Annotated in this window: 23 protein-coding genes, 1 tRNA gene and 2 pseudogenes; 13 read left to right on the top strand and 13 right to left on the bottom strand. The window is 65.7% G+C overall.

Annotation, left to right across the window (positions count from 1 at the left end):
* Positions 1 to 122 precede the first annotated feature (122 nt).
* A pseudogene (locus ACK5IR_RS11530) lies at positions 123 to 215 on the top strand (IS5/IS1182 family transposase); the annotation flags it as partial.
* Here ACK5IR_RS11530 and ACK5IR_RS11535 read toward each other — a convergent pair.
* From ACK5IR_RS11535 to ACK5IR_RS11545, 3 genes and pseudogenes are all read right to left on the bottom strand, one after another.
* A pseudogene (locus tag ACK5IR_RS11535) lies at positions 209 to 747 on the bottom strand (IS5 family transposase); the annotation flags it as partial. The pseudogenes ACK5IR_RS11530 and ACK5IR_RS11535 sit on opposite strands and share 7 nt — an antisense overlap.
* A gap of 129 nt (positions 748 to 876) precedes the next feature.
* Positions 877 to 1,821, bottom strand: coding sequence for a lysophospholipid acyltransferase family protein (locus ACK5IR_RS11540; protein ID WP_416929024.1), 945 nt, complete (start codon positions 1,819 to 1,821; stop codon positions 877 to 879).
* Between the two features lie 225 nt (positions 1,822 to 2,046).
* Positions 2,047 to 2,123, bottom strand: a tRNA-Ile gene (locus tag ACK5IR_RS11545).
* 145 nt (positions 2,124 to 2,268) lie between these two features.
* Here ACK5IR_RS11545 and purM point away from each other — a divergent pair.
* From purM to rnd, 3 genes are all read left to right on the top strand, one after another.
* Positions 2,269 to 3,294 carry a phosphoribosylformylglycinamidine cyclo-ligase gene (purM, locus tag ACK5IR_RS11550; RefSeq protein WP_416929026.1) on the top strand — a complete coding sequence of 342 codons (1,026 nt, stop codon included), beginning with the start codon at positions 2,269 to 2,271 and terminating at the stop codon, positions 3,292 to 3,294.
* Positions 3,291 to 3,884: a phosphoribosylglycinamide formyltransferase gene (gene purN / locus ACK5IR_RS11555; RefSeq protein ID WP_416929028.1), complete on the top strand. Its 594-nt coding sequence runs from the start codon at positions 3,291 to 3,293 to the stop codon at positions 3,882 to 3,884. Before purM ends, purN begins: the two co-directional genes overlap by 4 nt.
* An 88-nt stretch (positions 3,885 to 3,972) precedes the next feature.
* Positions 3,973 to 5,130 carry a ribonuclease D gene (gene rnd / locus ACK5IR_RS11560; RefSeq protein WP_416929030.1) on the top strand — a complete coding sequence of 386 codons (1,158 nt, stop codon included), beginning with the start codon at positions 3,973 to 3,975 and terminating at the stop codon, positions 5,128 to 5,130.
* A 6-nt stretch (positions 5,131 to 5,136) separates the two neighbouring features.
* On the opposite strand, the gene ACK5IR_RS11565 is transcribed toward rnd, so the two are convergent.
* The gene (locus ACK5IR_RS11565; protein WP_416929032.1) at positions 5,137 to 5,616 is read right to left on the bottom strand and encodes a hypothetical protein; all 480 of its coding nucleotides are present in this window, start codon (positions 5,614 to 5,616) and stop codon (positions 5,137 to 5,139) included.
* Between the two features lie 135 nt (positions 5,617 to 5,751).
* Here ACK5IR_RS11565 and ACK5IR_RS11570 point away from each other — a divergent pair, with 135 nt between their 5' ends.
* Positions 5,752 to 6,177 (top strand): SufE family protein, encoded by a 426-nt coding sequence (locus ACK5IR_RS11570; RefSeq protein WP_416929034.1) that lies wholly within the window; start codon positions 5,752 to 5,754, stop codon positions 6,175 to 6,177.
* A gap of 55 nt (positions 6,178 to 6,232) precedes the next feature.
* Here ACK5IR_RS11570 and ACK5IR_RS11575 read toward each other — a convergent pair whose 3' ends face one another.
* The 6 genes from ACK5IR_RS11575 to ACK5IR_RS11600 form a co-directional block, all read right to left on the bottom strand.
* Positions 6,233 to 6,910, bottom strand: a complete 678-nt coding sequence (locus tag ACK5IR_RS11575) for a DUF1638 domain-containing protein (protein ID WP_416929036.1) — start codon at positions 6,908 to 6,910, stop codon at positions 6,233 to 6,235.
* Positions 6,911 to 6,923: 13 nt separating this feature from the next.
* Positions 6,924 to 7,103, bottom strand: a complete 180-nt coding sequence (locus tag ACK5IR_RS11580; RefSeq protein ID WP_416929038.1) for a hypothetical protein — start codon at positions 7,101 to 7,103, stop codon at positions 6,924 to 6,926.
* Between the two features lie 45 nt (positions 7,104 to 7,148).
* Positions 7,149 to 7,853: a corrinoid protein gene (locus tag ACK5IR_RS11585; RefSeq protein ID WP_416929040.1), complete on the bottom strand. Its 705-nt coding sequence runs from the start codon at positions 7,851 to 7,853 to the stop codon at positions 7,149 to 7,151.
* A 213-nt stretch (positions 7,854 to 8,066) separates the two neighbouring features.
* Positions 8,067 to 9,074: a betaine--homocysteine S-methyltransferase gene (gene bmt, locus ACK5IR_RS11590; RefSeq protein WP_416929042.1), complete on the bottom strand. Its 1,008-nt coding sequence runs from the start codon at positions 9,072 to 9,074 to the stop codon at positions 8,067 to 8,069.
* A 146-nt stretch (positions 9,075 to 9,220) separates the two neighbouring features.
* Entirely contained in the window at positions 9,221 to 9,550 is a 330-nt protein-coding gene (locus ACK5IR_RS11595; RefSeq protein ID WP_416929044.1) for a DUF1476 domain-containing protein, read from the bottom strand.
* 60 nt (positions 9,551 to 9,610) lie between these two features.
* Positions 9,611 to 10,705, bottom strand: coding sequence for a hypothetical protein (locus ACK5IR_RS11600; protein ID WP_416929046.1), 1,095 nt, complete (start codon positions 10,703 to 10,705; stop codon positions 9,611 to 9,613).
* A gap of 201 nt (positions 10,706 to 10,906) precedes the next feature.
* Here ACK5IR_RS11600 and purC point away from each other — a divergent pair, with 201 nt between their 5' ends.
* The 7 genes from purC (at position 10,907) to ACK5IR_RS11635 (ending at position 20,622) form a co-directional block, all read left to right on the top strand.
* Complete coding sequence (gene purC, locus ACK5IR_RS11605; protein ID WP_416929048.1) at positions 10,907 to 11,668, top strand: phosphoribosylaminoimidazolesuccinocarboxamide synthase; 762 nt, start codon at positions 10,907 to 10,909, stop codon at positions 11,666 to 11,668.
* Positions 11,669 to 11,784: 116 nt separating this feature from the next.
* Positions 11,785 to 12,024 (top strand): phosphoribosylformylglycinamidine synthase subunit PurS, encoded by a 240-nt coding sequence (gene purS / locus ACK5IR_RS11610; protein WP_416929050.1) that lies wholly within the window; start codon positions 11,785 to 11,787, stop codon positions 12,022 to 12,024.
* On the top strand, positions 12,024 to 13,064 hold the full coding sequence (locus ACK5IR_RS11615) for an alcohol dehydrogenase catalytic domain-containing protein (protein ID WP_416929052.1): 1,041 nt from the start codon (positions 12,024 to 12,026) through the stop codon (positions 13,062 to 13,064). Before purS ends, ACK5IR_RS11615 begins: the two co-directional genes overlap by 1 nt.
* 13 nt (positions 13,065 to 13,077) lie before the next feature.
* A complete protein-coding gene (gene purQ, locus ACK5IR_RS11620; RefSeq protein ID WP_416929054.1) occupies positions 13,078 to 13,746 on the top strand; it encodes a phosphoribosylformylglycinamidine synthase subunit PurQ in 669 nt (222 codons plus the stop codon).
* Between the two features lie 104 nt (positions 13,747 to 13,850).
* Complete coding sequence (locus ACK5IR_RS11625; protein WP_416929056.1) at positions 13,851 to 15,587, top strand: sensor histidine kinase; 1,737 nt, start codon at positions 13,851 to 13,853, stop codon at positions 15,585 to 15,587.
* Between the two features lie 26 nt (positions 15,588 to 15,613).
* Positions 15,614 to 16,945 carry a sigma-54-dependent transcriptional regulator gene (locus tag ACK5IR_RS11630; RefSeq protein WP_416929058.1) on the top strand — a complete coding sequence of 444 codons (1,332 nt, stop codon included), beginning with the start codon at positions 15,614 to 15,616 and terminating at the stop codon, positions 16,943 to 16,945.
* A 593-nt stretch (positions 16,946 to 17,538) separates the two neighbouring features.
* Positions 17,539 to 20,622 (top strand): Rne/Rng family ribonuclease, encoded by a 3,084-nt coding sequence (locus ACK5IR_RS11635; protein WP_416929060.1) that lies wholly within the window; start codon positions 17,539 to 17,541, stop codon positions 20,620 to 20,622.
* 157 nt (positions 20,623 to 20,779) lie between these two features.
* Here the strand turns inward: ACK5IR_RS11635 and ACK5IR_RS11640 are convergent, their stop codons facing one another.
* Positions 20,780 to 21,010, bottom strand: a complete 231-nt coding sequence (locus ACK5IR_RS11640; RefSeq protein WP_416929062.1) for a sulfurtransferase TusA family protein — start codon at positions 21,008 to 21,010, stop codon at positions 20,780 to 20,782.
* 120 nt (positions 21,011 to 21,130) lie between these two features.
* On the opposite strand from ACK5IR_RS11640, the gene ACK5IR_RS11645 reads away from it, so the two are divergent.
* Entirely contained in the window at positions 21,131 to 21,886 is a 756-nt protein-coding gene (locus tag ACK5IR_RS11645; protein ID WP_416929064.1) for a cytochrome c biogenesis CcdA family protein, read from the top strand.
* A 163-nt stretch (positions 21,887 to 22,049) separates the two neighbouring features.
* Here the strand turns inward: ACK5IR_RS11645 and ACK5IR_RS11650 are convergent, their stop codons facing one another.
* Positions 22,050 to 22,277 (bottom strand): ribbon-helix-helix domain-containing protein, encoded by a 228-nt coding sequence (locus ACK5IR_RS11650; RefSeq protein WP_416929066.1) that lies wholly within the window; start codon positions 22,275 to 22,277, stop codon positions 22,050 to 22,052.
* On the bottom strand, positions 22,274 to 22,465 hold the full coding sequence (locus ACK5IR_RS11655) for a DUF4169 family protein (RefSeq protein ID WP_416929068.1): 192 nt from the start codon (positions 22,463 to 22,465) through the stop codon (positions 22,274 to 22,276). The genes ACK5IR_RS11650 and ACK5IR_RS11655 overlap by 4 nt, the downstream gene beginning before the upstream one ends.
* Positions 22,466 to 22,507 lie beyond the last annotated feature (42 nt).

The following is a 22,507-nucleotide window of genomic DNA, read 5'->3' on the forward strand; positions in this document are numbered from 1 at the left end:
GTTATAGGACTTCCAGTTCGTTGTGCGGTAGCGGGAGGGGGCTGGCTTGTTCATGTAAGCCTATTAACCATACGGATTCGCACAGTGAATCCCCCACGGCGCCGAGTTCTGCAACAACGCCGACCAAAGGCGGCATGAACACCAAACTGCATGCCATCTGCGACAGCCAGGGGCGCCCGCTCGACCTGTTCGTCACCGCCGGGCAGGTCAGCAACTCGGGCAGCACAGGTGCATCGCCGATATTGCCGGTGGTGACCCCGACGGCCCGAACCTCCAGTGTTTCTTCGTCGATCCCAATGTGTATCTTACGCCAAATCCGGCGCTTCGGCCCACCGTGCTTGCGGGCGTTCCACCTCCTTCGCCTTCGGCCTTGATGCCGGTACTGTCGATGAGGAGGCTCAGCGGACCCGTTCCGCCACGATACGGCAGGCTCACGCTCGGTGTCTTCCGGCGGCGGCACAGGGTGCTGTAGTCGGGCACGGCCCAGTCCAGCCCGGCCAACCGCAAAAGGCTTTCCACAAAGCCGGACGTTTGCTGAAGCGGCATTCCGAACAGCACCTTCAAGGACAAACAGGCCTGGATCGCGGCGTCGCTGAATTGTTGTTGGCGCCCACGCTTCCCCGCAGGCTGAGGCGTCCAGATCATCTCAGGATCAAACCAGATCGACAGCGATCCGCGCTGCTTCAGCGCGCTATTGGACGATTGACAGTTCGTGGTCTTGTACTTCGTAGGGGCCCAACTGCTCATACCACCCAGCTATCATGCTGGATTCGCAAGATGAATCTCCTACGTATTTGCGCAACAAAGCCAGTCCAGCCGAAAAACGTGGGGTATTTCCCGCATCAGAGAGACCTTCGGACATTTTTCCGCAGCTCTTCAGCGGGATCTGCGCCGTGGCAGGGCTGCGGGGTGAAGACCCGGGGACAGGCCGCTGCCGCGATTCCACTTGCTCTTCCAGCGACGATGCATCCAGAACCATTGCTCCGGATGGCGCCCGATCCGTGCCTCGAGCGAGCGGTTGAAGGCGGCGGTCATTGTCTCGGCGTCGCTCGCCGGGATTTCCGCTTCGATTTCAACGGTGAAGTTCAGCCCGTCAGGGTGCCGAGTGCTGTAGAACGGCAGCAGGGCGGCGCCGAGCTTCAGTGCGAGATCGGCAGCCGAGAGGCTGGTCATCGCGGGCCGGCCGAGAAACGGCATCTCGATACCGCTGCCGACATATAGATCGTTCAGGATGATCGCCGCGCCGCCGCCCTTCAGATGGCGCAGCATGTGACCCATTCCGGCGCGGCCCTGCGGAAACAACGGCCCGCTTCCCAGCGTCGCGACAACCTCGACGTAATGGCGATTGATATAAGGGTTCTTCATCGGCCGGTAGAACCCGCCGACCGGAACGCCGCAACCTGCCAGACATAGGTGCCCTGCCTCGTAGTTTCCGAAATGGCCGGTCATCAGGATGACCGGGCGCCCATTGGCAGCGGCGGCGTCGAGAGCGGCCGTGCCAGGGCCGACAGGGGCGAGACCGGACAACCGCGCGGCAAGCTCGTCCATTGAATAGTGTTCGATCATGGTGCGGCCGGTATTGTCGGCCGCAGCACCGGCGATACGGTTTCGTTCCGATTCCGGCATCTCGGGCCAGACGTAATGGAGATTGTCCAGCATCCGCCTGCGGAACGGGGTCATCGGTGCGGCAAGATAGCGTGTGAGCGCGCCGAAAGCGGGGACGCGGCGTTCGTAGGGAAACCGGCGCGCGGCCCAGATCGCCGCCCGGATGCCGCGATCCTGCGCCCATTGCCCCCACGTACCGCCGATATCGTCGCTCATCCGCGCCAAAGCCTCCGGCGGCGAGACATAGTGACCTTCGCGCTCGATCTCAAGCGGGCGCGCGCGCTGCGGTCGCCAGTATCGGCTTTTCGATTTTTCTTGGATGCCGCTCAAATATTATCGAACCGGTCACTGCGGACAGTGCCTGCGACACCCGCAATTGCCCCGATGCGATCTGACTATAAATAGACTGCGCGTGATCTGAGAGGCATGGAGTTGAATTCTTGGTAGGCCCGGCAGGACTTGAACCCGCAACCAAAGCGTTATGAGCGCTCTGCTCTGACCAATTGAGCTACAGGCCCTCCATCCTGACTGCCTAGCAGGTTGGGGCGTGGGGTCAAGTCGGTGCCGTGTGTGGCATGGACACCGGCGCGACCGCTTGCTAACCCGCGCCAGAGATTTCCCATCACGCGAGAGGACATCCCCGTGAATCCTGGCAAGAACGCAATGACCTATGCCGAGGCCGGCGTCGATATAGATGCCGGCAATGCGCTTGTCGAACGGATCAAGCCGGCGGCGAAATCTACCGATCGCGCTGGTGTGATGGCCGGGCTGGGCGGCTTCGGCGCGCTGTTCGATCCCCGGGCAGCGGGCTTTGCCGACCCGGTTCTGGTTGCCGCCACCGATGGGGTCGGCACCAAGCTGCGGATCGCCATCGACACCGGCGAGGTGGCGGGCGTGGGCGTCGATCTGGTGGCGATGTGTGTCAACGATCTGGTCTGTCAGGGGGCTGAGCCACTGTTTTTCCTGGATTATTTTGCCTGCGGGTCGCTCGATATCGACCGCGCGGCGGCGGTGGTCGAGGGGATAGCCGAGGGGTGCCGCCAGGCCGGTTGCGCCCTGATCGGCGGCGAGACCGCCGAGATGCCGGGCATGTACGATGCAGCGGATTTCGATCTGGCCGGATTTGCGGTCGGCGCGATGGAGCGCGGCGCGGCGCTGCCGCAGGGGGTCAGCGAAGGCGACATATTGCTGGGGCTTGCCTCTGGCGGCGTTCATTCCAACGGCTATTCGCTGGTGCGGCGGATCGTCGGGGTGGCAGGTCTGGACTGGGCTGCGCCGGCACCTTTCGCAACCGGGACGCTGGGTGCGGCGCTTCTGGCTCCGACACGGATCTATGTGCGGCCGGCTCTGGCCGCCATCCGCGCCGGCGGGGTGCACGGGCTGGCCCATATCACCGGCGGCGGGCTGACCGAAAACCTGCCGCGCGTATTGCCCGGCGGGCTGGGGGCCGCGGTCGATCTTTCGGCCTGGGCTCTTCCGCCGGTCTTTGCCTGGCTGCGCGATACGGGCGCGCTGGAAACACCGGAACTGCTCAAGACCTTCAATGCCGGCATTGGCATGGTGCTGGTGGTCGAGGCGGACAAGGCAAACGCCATTTCCGAGCGACTGGAGGATGCGGGCGAGCGTGTCTATCGTCTCGGCGCCGTGGTGCGCGGCGAGGGGGTCCGCTACAGCGGCGCGCTGAAGTGAGACGCGTCGCCATCCTGATTTCGGGCGGCGGGTCCAACATGTCGACCCTGCTCGACAGTATGGGCGAGGCCGGGCATCCGGCAAGGCCGGTGCTGGTTCTGTCCAACCGGCCCGAAGCGGGCGGGATCGCACGCGCGGCCGGGCGAGGGGTACCCACCGCCGTTGTCGATCACCGGCCCTTCGGCGGGGATCGCGCCGCGTTCGAGGCGGAATTGCAGCGGGTGCTTGCCGGCCACGGCGCCGATATCGTCTGTCTGGCCGGCTTCATGCGGGTTCTGACGCCCGCGTTCGTCGAAGGCTGGGCGGGACGGATGCTGAATATCCACCCGTCGCTGCTGCCGAAATACCGCGGGCTTCACACCCATGCGCGGGCGCTGGAAGCGGGCGATACCGAGCATGGCTGCACCGTTCACGAGGTGACGCCCGAACTCGATGACGGCCCCGTTCTCGGCCAGGCGCGGGTTCCGGTACTGCCGGCCGACGTGCCCGAAACGCTGGCCGCGCGCGTGCTGACGATGGAGCACCGGCTCTATCCCGCCGTGCTCCGCCGCTATGCCGCCGGCGACCGGACGCCGGTTTTCCTGCCGTGACTTTCCATTCCGCGACCGATTGGCTAAGACGCGCCCCGAACCGGCAGCACCGCCGCCCGGGCACGGAAACAACAATCGAGCCGTCTGAATGCGAACCCTGACGACAACCGAAGACCTCGCCGATTTCTGCGCCACTGCACGGCGCGCCGCCTATGTGACGCTCGACACCGAGTTCCTGCGCGAACGGACCTATTATTCCCGTCTCTGCCTGATCCAGATGGCGCTGCCCGGCGATGGCGAGGCGGTGCTTGTCGACCCGATCGCAGGGGGCGAGGCGCTGTCGCTGGCGCCGCTTTACGAATTGTTCCGCGACACCTCGGTGGTCAAGGTCTTTCACGCGGCACGGCAGGATCTCGAAATCTTCTATCACGATGCGGCGGTCTTTCCCCAGCCGCTCTTCGATACCCAGGTTGCGGCGATGGTCTGCGGCTTCGGCGAGCAGGCGGGTTACGAGACGCTGGTGCGCAAGATCGCCCGCGGTTCGGTCGACAAGTCGTCGCGCTTTACCGACTGGTCGCGCCGGCCGCTGTCCGAGGCCCAGCAGGCCTATGCCATCGCCGATGTGACGCATCTGCGGGTGATCTACGAATATCTGGCGAAGGAACTTGCCAAGAGCGGCCGTCAGGGCTGGGTCGAGGAGGAGCTTTCGGTCCTGACCGACCCCGCAACCTACCAGAACGACCCCGACGAGGCATGGCGCAGGATCAAGACCCGCACCGCGTCGGGGCGGTTCCTGGCCATCGTCCGCGAACTGGCGCGGTTCCGCGAAATCCATGCCCGGGAACGCAACGTGCCGCGCAACCGTGTGTTCAAGGACGACGCGTTGCTGGAACTGGCCTCGACCAGACCGCGCAGCATGGAGGATCTGGGCAAATCCCGGATGCTGCTGCGCGATGCGCGCAAGGGGCCGATCGCCGACGGCATCCTTGCTGCGGTCAACGCCGGCATGGAGACCCGCCCCGAGGATTTCCCGCAGCCCGACAACGAGCGCGACAAGCTGCAGGTCAATCCTGCGCTGGCCGATCTGCTGCGGGTGCTGCTCAAGGCCAGATCCGAGACGGCGGGCGTGGCGCAGAAGCTGATCGCGACGGCATCGGAACTGGACGAGATTGCCGCCGGGCGGCGCAACCTTCCGGCCCTCAGGGGGTGGCGGCGCGAGGTTTTCGGCGCTGACGCGCTCAGGCTCTGCGACGGGCAGATCGCGCTTGCGGCCAGGGGCAGCAACGTGGTGGTGGTGGACCTCTGAGCCGCCCTACCGGCGCGAGGCTCTTTCGTTGCGCGCCCCGACGACGACGATCCGCTGCGCACCGGCAAGTTCCTGATTGCTCAGGAAGGTCGCGGCCACGATATCGCGTGACCGCGGCGTACCGGCCTGCCTGGGCGAAAGCGGTCCGATCGCCTTGAACTCCAGCCCCATCACGCCATCCTTGGCGGCGGGTTTTCCGGTGACGGTTGTATAGGTCGAAACCAGGTCGGCCTCCCAATAGCCTTGCGTCGGCGGCAGGCCCACTGCGGTCACGATCACCCCGCCGCTGGTCGGGGCGACCGACAGGCTCGTTACCTGATCGACAAGCGGGCGGCGGTCCGTCTTGTCGGCATAGCCGTCGCTCGGCGCCAGCGATTCCTGCTTGGGCTCGCCCGAAAACCAGCCCCAGTTCGCCGGGTTGAAGCGGGTCCCGCAGGAAGAAAGCGCCATCATCAGCACGACGCCGGCAACGATCTGAAATTTCATCTGGTTCCTCGCCATCCCGGTCATTGCTACCCGCTTACCCAAAAGCCAGCGCAATGAAAAGCCTGCGCGCGCGGCCCGGGCTATGGACGCCCGGCGGGCTTGCCCCTAGACAGGCATCGGGCAAGGGAGCATCCGATGGCGCAGGCAGAATTCGAGGATATCGTCGAAACCTTCGACTTTCTGGACGACTGGGAAGAGCGCTATCGCCATGTCATCGAACTGGGCCGGGCGATGGAACCGCTGGACGATTCGATGCGCATCCCGGCGACGAAGGTCGAGGGTTGCGCCAGCCAGGTCTGGCTGGTGCCTGAAATCGACGGGCAGGGTGGCGGCGCGGTCTTTACCTTTCGCGGCGACAGCGACGCGATGATCGTCCGTGGCCTGATCGCGATTCTCTCCGCGCTCTATTCCGGCCTGACGGTGGATGCGGTGCTGCGGGTCGATGCGCCGGCCGAACTGGCGCGCCTCGGCCTCGACGAACACCTGTCCTCGCAACGCTCGAACGGGCTGCGGGCCATGGTGCAACGCATTCGCGAGATCTCGGAACGCGCCATGGGGTGAAACCGGGGGGGGCAACCCCGGCAATCCGCATCGGCGCCGGGCCGGCGGGGCGGGATCACCCCGCGCGGGGCCGGGGGATGGCCGCAAGCGCCGTGGCAAGATCGCCGTAACCGGTCAGGCGGCGCTCATAGTCCAGTTCCAGCCGCGCGGCGCAGTCGCGGGCGCGGGCGGTCAGGTCGGGGTCGTCGGTCTGGGCCTGATGCACCAGCTTGGTGTAATGGCCGAAATAGCTGTGCAGCAGTTCGGGATGGCGGTCGAGCCCGAGCGGGCGCCAGACGAAGGCGTCGAACTGGCGGACAAGGAAATCGGTCAGGTAGAAGGCGGTGAATTCGTCTTCGGCCCGGGCGGCGAAGGTGTCGTTGCCTTCGTAGAAGCTGTAGCAATGGGGCCCGGCGATCATCGTCGCGCCCAGCCGGTCGCAGGCCGCCTGCAACTGCCCGCCGGTGCCGCAATCGGCATAGGCGACGAAGATGCCCTGATAGCTTTCGCGGTGCTGCCCGATGGCCGCCTCGACCGCCGGAACGATCCTCTCGGGGTGGTTGTGCAGGATCGCGGGCAGGCAGGTCAGCGTCAGATGATCCCACCCGTTCGCCGCCTTCAGCGCCAGGATTTCGCGCGCGATGGCACCGCATCCGATGACCAGAACCTGCCCGGGTGCCGTGTCGCCGGGCGCAAGGCCGTCGCGGGTGAGCGCGGCATCGCTGGGCAGGTGCTCGGGGGGGGATTCGGTCATTGCCCGGCCACGTTCAGCGCTTGCGCTGCGAATAGCTGCGCCAGGCAAGCATGACAAGGCTCGCCCCCGCCACGGCCAGCGGCCAGGCGTTGCCTTTCGGCGCGTCGGGCACCAGTTCCACCGCCAGGGCAACGGTCAGCGCCGCCGCGCCGAGCACGGCAATCAGAAGACTGGCGAGTATTTTCCACGGCATGAGCGGTTCCTTTCATGCCCCAGATAATGCCTGGAAGGCGCGGTGTCAGCCCGCCGCCATCTGATTGTGCTTGCGCGCGATGAAATCCTTGGCGGTTTCGACCGTCACGGCGGCGTCGCGGCAATAGGCGTCGGCACCGATGGCGCGGCCGAACTCCTCGTTCAGCGGGGCGCCACCGACCAGCACGATGTAATTGTCGCGAATGCCCTGTTCGATCATCGCGTCGATCACAACCTTCATGTAGGGCATCGTCGTGGTCAGCAGCGCCGACATGCCGATGATGTCGGCCTCTTCCCTGTGAGCCGTTTCAAGGTAGTTTTCGACAGGGTTGTTGATGCCCAGATCGACCACTTCGAACCCGGCCCCCTCCATCATCATCGAAACCAGGTTCTTGCCGATGTCGTGGATATCGCCCTTGACGGTGCCGATCACCATCTTGCCCATGCGCGGGGCACCGGTTTCGGCCAGCAGCGGCTTGAGGATCGCCATGCCGCCCTTCATCGCGTTGGCGGCCAGCAACACCTCGGGCACGAAGAGGATACCGTCGCGGAAATCGTTGCCGACGATGGTCATGCCCGCCACCAGCGCCTCGGTCAGCACCCGGTAGGGCGGCCAGCCGCGTCCGAGCAGGATGTTGACGCCTTCCTCGATCTCGTCCTTGAGCCCATCGTAAAGATCGTCGTGCATCTGCAGCACGAGTTCCCCGTCGTCGAGATCGGAAAGGATGATGTCGTCGTCTTCGTCGGCCATGCAGGGTTTCCTCGCGGGGCGGCGGTTGGTGCCGGGCTTTTACCATCGTAATCACGCAAGTGAAGTCGAATACGCGACGAATAACGACATCCGCACCGCCACAACCGACGCACCGCGATGGCCGGGCATCGTCTGACTTGCGTAGTGTTTACCATTCGTTCCAAATTCCGGCAATGCGGGACAGTGATCCCGGCCATGTGCCGAAACGGTGCGTCAGCCGCGCCGCCGCCGCCGGGTGCGGCCGGCGGGCGCGTCGCCGGTTCCGTCGTCGGCCGAGGAATATCCCCCGAGCTTTTCGGCGATTGTCTCCAGCGTCGGCCGCGCTCCGGCGGGTCGGCTTTGCATCGCCGCGCGCATCGCCCTGAGGTGTTCGGGTGTTGTGCCGCAGCAGCCGCCGACGATCCGTGCGCCGGCGTCGCGCGCCATCACGGCATATTCGGCCATCAGTTCCGGTGTGCCGTCGTAATGGATGTGTCCGTCGACATATTTCGGGATACCGGCGTTACCCTTCGCAACCACGGGAAGCTCGGGTGCAAGCGCCGTGAAGCCCAGCACCGTGCGCAGCAGGTCCGACGCACCCACCCCGCAATTGGCGCCGAACGCAAGCGGCTTGTGGTCGAGCCGGTTGACCAGTTCCACCATGTCGGACGAGGTGACGCCCATCATGGTCCGTCCGGCGGTATCGAAGCTCATCGTGCCGACCCACGGCATGCCGGCCAGTTTCGCGGCTTCGGCGGCGGCGCGGTATTCCTCGGGAGCCGAGATCGTCTCGACCCACAACACATCGGCGCCGCCCTCCTTCAGCCCTTCGGCCTGTTCGTGGAACATCTCGACAGCATGCTCGTGCGTCAGCGATCCCATCGGGGCCATGATCTCGCCCGTGGGCCCCATCGATCCGGCAACGACAACCCGGCGACCGGCCGCATCGGCAACCTCGCGGCCAAGTTCCGCGCCCAGCCGGTTCAGTTCGCGCACCCGGTCCTGCGCATTGTGCAGCTTCAGCCGGGCGGCGGTGCCGCCGAAGGTGTTGGTCAGGAAGATGTCGCTGCCCGCATCGACCGCGCCGCGATAAAGCGTGCGGATATCTCCGGGCCGGTCGACGTTCCACAATTCCGGGGCGTCGCCCGATTGCAGCCCCATGTTGAAAAGCGTCGTCCCCGTGGCCCCGTCGGCCATCAGCCAGTCGCGTTCGCTCAGCAGTCTGGTCAGCGCATCGGTCATTTCAGGTGTCCGTTTCCGTTCAGGTGCCTGTTCCGTACCCGTCTGGCTCTTCTCACGTCTGCGAAGGGGACGCAAACGATATGGCGGCGCATTGCCGACCGCGCCATGCCTGGGCGCGTTCCGGGTCTGCCGGCGGGGGCCGCGGGTCAGAGAAGCGTCTTGATCTTGCCGTCCCTGGCCTTGGCGCGCGCCTCGATCAGGAAATCGTTCATGCGCTCGCGGATTCGCGCCTCGTCGCGCAGCCCGCCGAGGTCCTTGACCAGCTTGCGGATCACCGCTTCCTGTCCGCCCTGTTCGAGGTCGGTCCGGATGATATCCTTGGCATAGCGTACCGCTTCTTCCGGGGATTGCCCCATGATCGCGGCCGCCCAGTAGCCGATCTGCTTGTTGCGGGCGGACTGGGCCATGAACTCCTGCTCGGCGGCATGCACGAACTGCGCCTCGTAGGCGGCTTCGCGATCGTCGAAGGTTGTCATTGTGCTCTCTCCTCAACGCTCCTCCTGAGGATGATATCTACTGCCGCCAGAGGTATTTTCCTAGTGCGGCGCACCGCCCGCGGCCGATTTTCCGAACAGTTCCGACAGGCGTCTTATCGCCGCGTCCTTTTCGGCCTGCGGCCGGTGGCCGGCGTCGATCACCTGCCGCGCCTCTGTCAGCGCCTCGTCGACCTGACCGGATTCCAGCCGGCTGGTCAGGTGCTCCAGCCACGGGATCTGCCGGTCGGCCGGCAGGGCCGCCTCGACGGCGGTCACCAGGATACCGGTCACTTCCTCTTCCCACGATGGGGCGGCGTGCTGGGCCTCCCACGGCATCGGCCGGGGGGGCGGCCCCGGCTGAGGGGCGGAGGCAGGCGCGGCTGCCGGCTGCCGGCCGCGTGCCACGAGGACGGGAGCTTCCGAGACCGGCAGGCCTCCGGGCTGGGCGGAAAGCTCCAGCACCAGCGCGCCGGGATCGGGGTCGCCGAAAAGCGCGTCGGGATCGACCCCCATCGATTCGAGGATGCTGCCCTGACGGATCGGCGTCATGATCTCGGAATTGCGGATTCCCGGTGCCGGCAGGCTGTCGGCCTCGAACGGGTGCGGCATGCCGGAATCCGTGCCGGTCCAGACTGCCTCGGGCGACGTTCCGTCGCTGCTGACGGATTCGGCCCTTCGTGTGCAGCGCCCGTCGAGATGGACGTGGAAACCGAAATGCGCCCCCGGATGAAGGTTGCCCGAATGACGGAAGCTGAAAATCTCGTGGCCCGGCAGCCCGGCACTGAGCCCCGAGACGAGATCCGAGGCCTTGTCGTCCGTGTCGCGATATTCCAGCAGCGTCAGACGGGCGGTGCCAACCGGCGAGGTCAGGCGGATGTCGCTCTGCAATCCGGCGCCTGCGGTATCGGCAAGGTGCTGCCGGATGATCGGCCCGCCCAGCGTTCCCGCCGGCTGGATCAGAAGCGGCGCGTGCGTTCCGTCGTCGGCGTTGCTTCCCCCGCGCCGATGAAAAAGCCGGCCCAGAATACCGGAGCGCCGGCCGGCGCCGTCCCCGCCGGTGCCGCGCGCGCTCCGCGCCCGCCCCAGCGCGATCGCCACCTCCTCCGGTGCGGCATCGGTCAGGGCAAAGTCGATGAGGGCGAAATCCTCGGTCATGGCTGGTCGTCTCCTCTCGGGCGAACCGCCCTCCGCCCGGCCGGGCGGTACATACGGGCGCCAAGGTCGGGCAGCGGCGGGGGCAAGTCAACCATGCGGCCGGCCATGTCGGGGCGCGCGCTTGCGACGCAGGCGGGCTTGGCTTATAGGGCAGTGAAAAACCGGCCCTGGAATTCCTCCGGAGGGCTGGGAAAGGATTCCATGGCACGGCGCAAGAAGATATATGAAGGCAAGGCCAAGATACTCTACGAAGGGCCGGAACCCGGGACCATCGTTCAGTATTTCAAGGACGACGCGACCGCCTTCAACGCCGAGAAGAAGGACGTGATCGAGGGCAAGGGGGTGCTCAACAACCGCCTGTCCGAGTATTTCATGACCGGCCTGAACAATATCGGCGTGCCGACCCACTTCATCAAACGCATCAATATGCGCGAGCAACTCGTTCGTGCCGTCGAGATAATTCCGCTTGAGGTGGTGGTGCGCAATGTTGCTGCCGGGTCGATTTCCAAACGGCTCGGCATTGAGGAAGGAACGCCGCTGCCACGTCCGATCGTCGAATACTATTTCAAGGACGACAAACTGGGCGACCCGATGGTGGGCGAGGAACATATCATCGCCTTCGGCTGGGCCAGCCAGCAGGACCTCGACGATATCGTTTCGCTTGCGCTGCGGGTCAACGATTTCATGTCGGGCGTCATGATGGGCGTCGGGATCCGGCTGGTCGATTTCAAGATCGAGATCGGCCGAATCTGGGATGGCGATTACATGCGCCTTGTTGTCGCCGACGAGATCAGCCCCGATTCCTGCCGCCTGTGGGATGTCACCACCGGCCAGAAGCTCGACAAGGACGTGTTCCGCCGCGATCTGGGCAATCTGGCGGATGCCTATACCGAGGTCGCGCGGCGCCTCGGGGTGCTGCCCAAGAACTCGGCGCCGCTCGGCAAGCCGAAACTGATCAACTGAGGCCCGGCTGCGCGGCTCCGGAGCCCGCGGGGAAAGCGCCGGCGCCAGGACTTGCGGGGCCGCCGGCGCCGGTTTATTGCGTCGCGCAGCCGATCCACCAAGACACGGGGGCAGAAATGCGCGCCACGGTTCACGTCATGCTGAAGAACGGAGTTCTCGACCCGCAGGGCGAGGCGGTGCGGCATGCGCTTGGCGCGCTCGGCTTCGGGGGGGTCGAGTCGGTGCGCCAGGGCAAGGTGATCGAACTGGACCTGGCCGAGACAGACCCCGCAGCCGCCAGAGCCGCCGTCTCCGAGATGTGCGAGAAGCTTCTGGCCAACACCACCATCGAGAGTTACCGCGTCGAGATCGCCTGATGCGCGCCGCCCTTCTGACCGGCTACCGGCAAGAGCTTGAAATCGCCGATTGTCCGATGCCGGTACCGTCGGCGGACGGGGTGGTGCTCAGGGTTCTGGCCTGTGGTATCTGCCGGTCGGACTGGCACGTCTGGAATGGCGCCGATCCGGTCGATCTGCCGCGCATTCCCGGCCACGAATATTGCGGCGAGGTTGTTGCCACGGGCGGGGACGTACGCAGCTGGAAGCCGGGCGACCGGGCGATTGCGCCGTTCATTCTGGCCTGCGGTCATTGCCCGGCCTGCTCCAGCGGCCGGCAGACCATCTGCCCCGACCAGGCGCTGCCCGGGTTCACGCAGGATGGCGCCTATGCCGAATTCGTCGCCGTTCCCTTTGCCGATACCAACCTGACCAGGCTTCCCGCAGGAATGGAACCGGCACTGGCGGCCGCGATGGGCTGCCGGGTGACGACCGTATGGCACGCGCTGACCGGTCGTGCCGCCCTTGCGCCGGGCGAATGGCTGGCGGTTTTCGGGGCCGGGGGCGTCGGGCTTTCGGCGACGCTGCTGGGCAGGGCGCTCGGTGCGCGGGTGGTGATGGTGGATATCGCGCAGGACAAGCTGGATTATGCGATGGCACTGGGCGCCGAAGCGGGGGTGAATGCCATGCTTGCCGATGCGGCGGGCGCCGTTCGCGACCTGACCGGCGGTGGGGCGCATGTGGCGGTCGAGGCGCTGGGGGTCGAGGAAACCACGGTTGCGGCGCTGAAGTCGCTGCGCAAGATGGGGCGCATGGTGCAGGTGGGCATGCCCGCCGGCGATCATGTGACGATGCGGATCCCGATGGATGCCGTCTATTCCGGCCAGCTTGCCGTTTATGGAACGCGCGGGATGCCCTCGTGGCGCTACCCGAGCTTGCTGAGCCTGATCGAGGCGGCCGGGATCGATCTTGCGCCGCTCGTGTCGCGCCGGGTCCGGCTGTCGGAGGCCTCGGCCGAGCTTGCCGCCTTTGACGGACCGACGCCGCCGGGCGTTGCCGTGATCACCGATTTCCAGTCCTGAGGAGCCAGAGCCGATGCGCGCCGCCGTTATCACCTTTCCCGGATCAAACTGCGACCGTGACCTTGCCGTCGCCTTCGAGAAGGCGGGGTTCGAGGTGCTGCGGGTCTGGCACAAGGACACCGCGCTGCCCGAACGGCTCGACGTGGTCGGGCTGCCGGGCGGGTTCTCGTTCGGCGATTACCTGCGCTGCGGCGCGATTGCCGCCAACGCCCCGATCTGCCGCGAGATCATCGGTTTCGCTCAGCGCGGCGGCCATGTGCTGGGCATCTGCAACGGCTTTCAGATACTGCTGGAAACCGGTCTTCTGCCGGGGGCGCTGATGCGAAACGCCAACCTGTATTTCATCTGCAAGCCGGTTGAACTCAGGGTCGAAAGCGCGGCCTCGCCCTATACTGCCGGATACGGCAAGGGGGCCGGGGTGACCTTTCCCATCGCCCATCACGACGGCAATTATCAGGCCGACCCCGACACGCTGGCGCAGCTGGAGGCCGAGGACCGGATCGCATTGCGCTATCTCGACAACCCTAACGGTTCGGTCGGCGATATCGCCGGCATCCTGTCGCGCAATCACCGTGTTCTGGGGCTGATGCCGCATCCCGAGCGGGCCCTTGAGCCGATCCACGGCAACACGGACGGCTACGGGCTGTTCGCGTCGCTGGCCGGGGCGCTTGTCGCTGTCTGATCTGGCCGCCGTCGCGCAGGAGCCGCAGGGCGGGCCCGCTATCGCGCCTTGGGTTTTTCCTCGGCTTCGCGTACCTTCCGCTCATGTCTGAGACACGAAAACCGATGGGAGAGACCGAGGAGCGTGCGCCGTGGCGTCTGCGCTTCGTCGTGCTGGCGATCCTGTCGGCCGCCGCCGTCACATTATATATCACCAACCTGTGGCTGACCGACCGCTTCACCGAAACCACGCGCAACCGGGCCGAACTGCGCCTTGCGCTCTATTCCGGGAACGTTGTCAGCGAGTTGCAGCGCAACTCGGTGGTGCCGCTGCTGCTGGCGCAGGACCCGGCGATGATCGGGGCGCTCAATTCGGGGGATTTCTCGCAAAGCTCGCAGCGGCTCATCTCGTTTCGCGACGAGATCGGGGCGGCGGCGCTGTTACTGCTCGATGCCAGCGGGCGGGCCGTGGCGGCGACCGACCGCAACCTGATCGGAACGCAGCATCGTACCGCGCCCTATTTTGTCGAGGCGACGCGTGCCAATGACACGGTTTTTTCGGTGGTGCAGCAGGAGACCGGGGCCAAGCAGTTCACCTATTCGCGCAAGATCATGTCGGACCGCGAACTGATCGGTGTCATCGTGGTCGAGGCCGACCTGAAGAAGTTCGAAAGCGCCTGGGCCGGGATCGCCGATGCGGTGCTGGTGACCGACAGCGAGGGAACCATCATCCTTGCCACCGAACCGCGCTGGCGCGGGCGCACGGTGCAGGACGCGCTGACCACCCAGTCGGTGCCCTCGGCGATCGCGCGGGCGCTTCAGGCGACCACCGACTGGTCGCTGACCATGCCGGACGCCTATATCCTCGGCGAGGCGGTGATGCGTTCGGACGCGCGGGTGCCGTTCCAGGGGTGGCGGATTTCATCCTTTACCGCCTACACCTCGGTGCGCGAACGGGTGAACGGCGTTCTCGCGCTCGAAATCATGGGCTTTGCGCTGCTGCTGACGGCCGCGTTCTACCGGATGGGGCGGCGGGCGCAGACGCGTTCGCGCATGTTGCAGCGGGAATCCGCCGAACTGCGGCTGCTGAACCAGCGGCTCCAGCGGGAAATTGCCGAGCGGAAACGTGCCGAGAAGAACCTGGAAGTTGCCGAACAGACCATCGAGCAATCGTCGAAACTGGCCGCCCTGGGCGAGATGTCGGCTTCGGTCAGCCACGAGTTGAACCAGCCGCTGGCGGCGATGAAGACCTATCTGGCCGGGGCGCGGCTGCTGCTTCAGCGCAAGCGCCCCGCCGAGGCGCTGAGCTCGTTCCAGCGTATCGACGACCTGATCGAGCGCATGGGCGCCATCACGCGGCAGCTCAAGAGCTATGCCCGCAAGGGTGGCGAGGCGTTCGAGCCGCTCGACGTGCGCGCGGCCGTTTCCTCGGCGCTGGCGATGATGGAGCCGCAACTCAAGAGCCGGCGGGTCGCCATCACCCGTACCATGCCGGCCGAGCCGGTGATGGTGATGGCCGACAAGCTCCGGCTCGAACAGGTGCTCATCAATCTCTTTCGCAATGCGCTCGATGCGACCAAAGGCGTGGCCGATCCGCAGATCGACCTGATCCTGTCGGCGGGTGACGAAGCGGCACTCAGCGTGCGCGACAACGGCCACGGGATCGAGGATCTGGAGAATCTGTTCGCGCCGTTCTACACCACCAAGCAGGCCGGCGACGGTACCGGTTTGGGACTTGCGATTTCCTCGGGTATCGTCACCGACTTCGGCGGGCGCCTCACGGCGCGGAATTCGCCCGAGGGCGGCGCGGTGTTCGAGGTGAGACTGCCGATTCTGGACCAGACCGTCCGGGCGGCCGAGTGAACGAAAGACCCTGTGGAGGGGAGACGATGGCGAAGGCGATGAAAATAGCGATCGTGGACGACGAACTGGACATGCGCCAGTCGATCAGCCAGTGGTTGTCGCTCAGCGGTTACGACACCGAGACCTTCGCCACCGCCGAGGATGCGCTGAAGCAGATCGGCGCCGACTATCCGGGTATCGTCGTTTCCGACGTGCGGATGCCGGGCATGGACGGGATGGCGTTTCTGAAACGCCTGATGAGCCAGGATTCGTCGCTTCCGGTGATCATCATCACCGGCCACGGCGATGTTCCGATGGCGGTCGAGGCGATGCGGGTCGGTGCGTTCGATTTTCTCGAAAAGCCCTTCAAGCCCGAACAGATGACCGAGCTTGCCAAGCGCGCGACGCAGAAGCGGCGGCTGGTGCTGGACGCGCGCGCCCTGCGCCGCGACCTGTCTGGCGGCACGCAGATCATGGACAAGCTGATCGGCAACAGCCCGGCGATGGAGCGCCTGCGCGAGGATATCCTCGATATCGGGCAGGCCGACGGGCATGTCCTGATCGACGGTGAAACCGGTACCGGCAAGACGCTTGCGGCGCACGCGCTGCATGCGGTGGGCGCGCGCGCCTCGCGGCCTTTCGTGCTGGTGCAATGCGGCGCCCATCCTGACGACGAACTGGGGATACGGCTGTTCGACGGCGACCCCGATGCCGGTGTTCTGCCACTGGTCGAGCAGGCGCGCGGCGGCACGCTCTGTCTGGAGGACATCGAGGCGCTGAGCCCGACCGTCCAGGCGCGGCTGCTGACCTTCGTCAACGATCAGGGCATGCCGGCCGAAACCCGCGTCGTCGGTGTTTCGAACCTGCAGGAACAGGGCAAGACCAGCGAGGACATGCTGCGCCCCGACCTGTTCTACCGGCTGGCGGCGATGCGGATCACCCTGCCGCCGCTGCGCCAGCGGGGCGAGGATATCCTTCAGCTGTTCACCCGCTTCACCGAACAATTCGCCGAGGAATACGGCTGCGACACGCCCGAAGTCGGCGCCCAGGAGGCGGCGCAACTGTTGCAGGCGCCCTGGCCGGGCAATGTGCGTCAGCTTATCAATGCCTCCGAACGGGCGGTGCTGCAGAACCGGCGCGGCTCGGGGACCATCACCTCGCTGCTGATGGCCGAAAGCGAAACCGTCGAGCCGGTGATGACGACCGAAGGCAAACCGCTGAAGGAATATGTCGAGGCCTTCGAACGGATGCTGATCGACAACACGATGCGCCGCCACAAGGGCTCGATCGTTGCGGTAATGGACGAGCTTTGCCTGCCGCGACGGACCCTGAACGAGAAAATGGCCAAATACGGGCTGCAACGGTCTGAATACCTCTGATTCCGGCGGTCGGCCGCTGGCCCGGCGGGCCTGATGCCCCTTGCTTCCGGCCGGGGCTGCCATTCGAACGGTAGCAATATCCGAATGCCGACCGCTGCCAACGGTCGGTTCCTGCGGTCGCAGGCATGGTCCGTCACGTTTCCGGCGAGGCGCGCCCGGCGCTGCCGTCCGAATGCGCCGTCGCTTCGCAATCATGCACTTTCCGATTGTAATTTCCGTGACGCTGCCGATATTGTCCCCATACGGTATTCTGCGGGCAATGTGCCCGGGACAGAGGCCGAAACAAATTTCACTGATCCACCCGATGGTTGGCCGATTGTCGCCACGGATGGGCAGCGTAACCGGTCAGAACGGACCAACCGCTCGCGGCAGCGCCCGGGCCAAACCACAGGATTGATGCGCGCGCCAGATTGCGACGCATCGGAGACAAGAACCGCGATGGAACGCGCGAGACGACACGAAGAAACAGGCAGCGGGCGGAAGACCGCCGCGGCGTTTCGTCATGCGCCCAGTGTTCCCGCCCGAACAATTCGCCCCGATTCTCCCCCTGCACCTGACCGGAGGCAGGGGCCGCCGGGGCGCGAAAGATATACATGGCAAAGAAAATGCTCATCGACGCCACGCATGCGGAGGAGACCCGCGTCGTCGTGGTGGACGGAAACAAGGTTGACGAGTTCGATTTCGAGTCGGTCAACAAGCGGCAGCTAGCCGGCAACATCTATCTGGCAAAAGTCACCCGGGTGGAGCCTTCGCTTCAGGCGGCGTTTGTCGATTACGGCGGAAACCGGCACGGATTTCTGGCCTTTTCGGAAATTCACCCCGACTATTACCAGATTCCAGTGGCCGACCGCGAGGCGCTCCTGGCCGAGGAAGCGGCCTATGCCGAGGCCGAGGACGACGACGAGGCCGACGAACCGCGCAAGAGCCGTGCACGGCGCCGGTCCCGTTCGCGCGACCGCAATGGCGAGACGGACGAGCCGAAAGCAAAATCGAGATCGAGATCGAGATCAAAATCGAATGACGGCATCGAAGGAATGGATGTGGTCGACTTCGGCGAGGAGGACGAAGCACTCGACCCGGCGCAGCCGGTTTCGGTGATCGAGGACGGCGATTTGCCGGTAGTCGAAGCGGAAAGCGAAATGCCGGTTCCTGACCATGAAGATGGGGATACGGAAGGCGGTGACAACTCCGATCCGGATGACGTGGCCATCGCCGAGGCCGAGGAGAGTGTTCCGGCAGAGGCAGAGGCCGGGGAGATTGCCGGGGAACCGGCTGCGACCGAAGAAGTTGACACTGAAAAGGAGCCGCGCGGCGGCACGATCGCGGCGCGTGTCGAGGACGATGGCGACCGCGTGGTGACCGCCGAGGTTGATGCCGAGATCCCCGAGGGTGTGGAAGACGAGGCGGTCGCGGAAGCGATTGCCGGACCGGCGGAACCGGTATCCGAAGCGGATGCCACCGAAGGCGAAAGCGACGAGTCCGTGCCTGAGGCACCGGGACCGGTTGAGGCTGACGCCGATGAACCCGAAGCGCCGGAAGCCGAGACCGAGGCGGACGACGAGGCCGGCGACGAGGAGGATGTTGACGACGGCATCGAATCGGTCGCCGAAGAGGATGTTGCCGAGGAGATTCGCCGCCCGCGCAAGCCGCGGATGCGTCGCTACAAGATTCAGGAGGTCGTCAAGGTCCGCCAGATCATGCTGGTGCAGGTGGTCAAGGAGGAGCGCGGCAACAAGGGCGCGGCGCTGACGACCTATCTGAGCCTGGCGGGGCGCTATTGCGTGCTGATGCCCAACACCGCGCGCGGCGGCGGGATCAGCCGCAAGATCACCAACGCACCCGACCGCAAGCGGCTGAAAGAGATCGCCGGCGAGATCGATGTGCCCAAGGGCGCCGGGCTGATCATCCGCACCGCCGGTGCCAAGCGCACCAAGGCCGAGATCAAGCGCGACTATGAATACCTCAAGCGGCTGTGGGAGCAGATCCGCGAACTGACGCTGAAAAGCATCGCTCCCGCCCCGATCTACGAGGAGGGGAACCTGATCAAGCGCTCGATTCGCGATCTCTACAACCGCGATATCGACGAGGTCTTCGTCGAGGGCGAGGAAGGCTACCGGGTGGCCAAGGACTTCATGAAGATGATCATGCCGTCCCACGCCAAGCACGTGAAGCAATACACCGATCCGATGCCGCTTTTCGCGCGCTATCAGGTGGAAAGCTACCTGGCCGGCATGTTCAATCCGGTGGTTCAGCTCAAGTCCGGCGGTTACATCGTCATCGGTATCACCGAGGCGCTGGTCGCCATCGATGTCAACTCCGGCCGGGCGACCAAGGAGGGCTCGATCGAGGAGACGGCGCTCAAGACCAACCTCGAAGCCGCCGAGGAGGTGGCGCGCCAGTTGCGCCTGCGCGACCTGGCCGGGCTGATCGTCATCGACTTCATCGACATGGACGAGCGGCGCAACAACGCCGCGGTGGAAAAACGCTTCAAGGAAAAGCTCAAGACCGACCGCGCCCGCATTCAGGTGGGGCGGATTTCCGGTTTCGGGCTGATGGAGATGAGCCGCCAGCGGCTTCGCCCCGGCATGCTCGAGGCGACGACACAGCCGTGCCCGCATTGTCACGGCACGGGGCTGCTCCGGTCCGCCGACAGTATCGGGCTGCAAATCCTGCGCCAGCTTGAGGAAGAGGGCGGACGCCGGCGTTCCCGCGAGGTGCTGGTCAGGGTTCCGGTCGGCATTGCCAACTTCCTGATGAACCAGAAGCGCGAGCATATCGCCCATATCGAGGCGCAATACGGCATGTCGGTGCGGATCGAAGCGGATTCGTCGCTGGTTCCACCCGATTTCACCATGGAGAAATTCAAGACGGCAACCCGCTGGGTGCCCGAGGTGAGCACGCCGGTGATTTCGGTCGATACCTCCGACATGCCCGAGTTCGAGGAAGAGGAGCCTGTCGCCGAGGCCGAGGAAGCTTCGGCCGAAAACGGCGACGACGGATCGCAAAAGAAACGCCGCCGGCGCCGCCGCCGCCGCCGTGGGGCGGGCGAGGGCGAGAATGGCGAGGGACCGCAGGCCGATTCGCGCGCCGACGAAGCGGCGGAAGACGATGCCGGGGATCGGGCCGAGGATGCCGCCGAAGACGCGCCGGCGCCGGAGACCGACGACGACGCCCAGAAGGCGCCGCGCAAGCGCCGCCGCCGGTCGCGCACGCGGCGTTCGGAAAGTGCCGGAGAAGAGGCTGCGGCCGAAGCGCCTTCGGATTCGGAGGGCGAGGATGCCGGGGTGGTGGCGGAATCCGCAGCCGACCCCGTGCCGGACGCAACCGGGTTGGAACCGGAAGCGACCGAAGCTGCCGACGATTTGGTGCAAACCGAAGCCCAGGCCGCCGACGCCGAGCCTCTGGTAGCCCCGGTGCCCGAGGTCGCTGCCGAAGCACCGCCAGTCGAGGTCGCCGTGCCGGCCGAAACCGATGCCGCCGGGCCGGAAACGGCACCTGTCGCGGCAGAGGCGGAAGACACCGGCGAGATCCCGGTTGAGGCCGGTTTCGCCGAGGCGGCGGATTCGCCCACGGAGGCTGCCGCTGTGGAGGTTGAAATCGCCGTGGCCGATCTGGCTTCCGAACCCCCGGCGGGGGAACCTGCCCAGCCCAAACGTCGTGGCTGGTGGTCTGTCTGAAGCCAGGGCGGCCGGACATGCAGGCGTGGATATGCCGGCGATCGTGCCGTTTCAGAACGGCGTGATCGTTTTCGGACGGCCGGCATCGAACCGTTGCGGATCGTCGGGCAGAGGCGGCACCCGTGCCCGCGGGCCGGATGAAACGGTGGCTGGCCAGTCAACCGCCCTTGCGGATGGTGAAGGTCTCGTGGCCCCCGGCGCTCGCATGCCCGACCAGCCCGTGCCCGGCTTCGGCGCAGAAATGCGGCAGGTCGATCAGCGCCGCCGGATCGTCGGTCAGAACCGCAATCACGTCGCCATCCGACAGGCCGCTCAGAACCTTGCGGGTTCGCAGTACGGGCAGGGGGCACAGCAGCCCCCGGGCATCGACGGTTGCAATCGGCTTCATGATTGCGGCTCTATGCGGTGAGGGGCGCGCCGTCCAGTCGCGAGGCGCCACGCGAATGTGACCGGGTGTCCCCGTGACCCCGGCGGATTGCCGGGGTAGGCGGGGCCAAAAGGAACGCACATGTTCGGATTCGACATTATCGATGCTTCCCTTCTGCCGGCTATGGCCGTTGCGCTGGTTGCCGGGCTGATCAGTTTCCTCAGCCCGTGCGTGCTGCCCATCGTGCCGCCCTACCTTGCCTATATGGGCGGGATCTCGATGTCCGAGATGGCGGCGGGCAGGGTTTCGGCGCGTGGCAAGGTCATCGTGACGGCGCTGTTTTTCGTGCTCGGCCTGTCCACGGTGTTCCTGTTTCTCGGTTTTACCGCTTCGGCCTTCGGCAGCTTCTTCCTGCGCAACCAGCAGGTCTTCAATCTGCTTGCCGGGCTGGTGGTGATCGGCTTCGGCCTGCATTTCCTGGGTGTATACCGGATACCGTTTCTTGAACGCGAGGCGCGCATCGATGCCGGCGACCGCGGCGGATCGGCCTTTGGCGCCTATGTGCTGGGGCTTGCCTTCGCCTTTGGCTGGACCCCCTGCATCGGGCCGCAACTCGGTGCGATCCTGTCGATGGCCGCATCCGAATCCAGCATCGGCCGTGGAACGTTTCTGCTGGCGGTCTATGCGGCGGGGCTCGGTATTCCTTTTTTGCTGGTGGCCGGGTTCTTTCCGCATCTGACCGGTGCGATGAACTGGATGAAGCGCCATATGCGCGGCATCGAACGCGCGATGGGCGTATTGCTGGTGCTGATCGGCGTCCTGATGCTGACAGGCGGCTTTTCGGCGATGTCGTGGTGGCTGCTCGAAACCTTCCCCGGCCTGGCGCGGCTGGGTTGATGCCGACGGTTCCGAGGACTGATCCCCGGAACGACCATGCGCTGGTGCGGCGGCCTTCGGCCTTGTTCCGTGCCCGGGTGCCTTGCTCGGCCTACGCGGGACGGGCGCAAGGTTGCCTTTTGACGGCGAGCACGGAGCATTCTTCAAGGCTGTTGGTCTGAGATCAGCCCTCGCCAAGCCGTTGCTGGTATTCCCGCAACACGAACAGCCGGATCGCCGAGGCGAGTCCGGTCTCGAGCCCGCGTTCACGGTCGATCTCGAAGGCGAGGGCATTGATCGGTTTGCCCCGCTGCCGGGCGATTTCGCGGAACGCCTGCCAGAACGGTTCTTCCAGCGAAACGCTGGTACGGTGTCCCGACAGGGTCAGCGAGCGTTTGACCGGGCGGCTCATGGCTTCTTGTCGTCCGGCGCCCGGCGGCCGGCCTCGAAGGCGCGGGTCGCACGTTCGGCTTCGGCCCGGGCGGCGGCTTTCTGCGCCCTGGTCAGCCCGTGAAAGGCGGCGTTCCGGTCGGCTGCCTCGCGCGCCTGCCGGCGCGCCCTGGACTTGCGGAATCGGTTCAGGTTGACGGGTTCTGCCATGACGGGGCGAGTATAGGGCGGGTACCGCGCGATGGAAATCCC

This window comes from Tropicimonas sp. (assembly GCF_047971885.1).
GTDB lineage: Bacteria > Pseudomonadota > Alphaproteobacteria > Rhodobacterales > Rhodobacteraceae > Tropicimonas.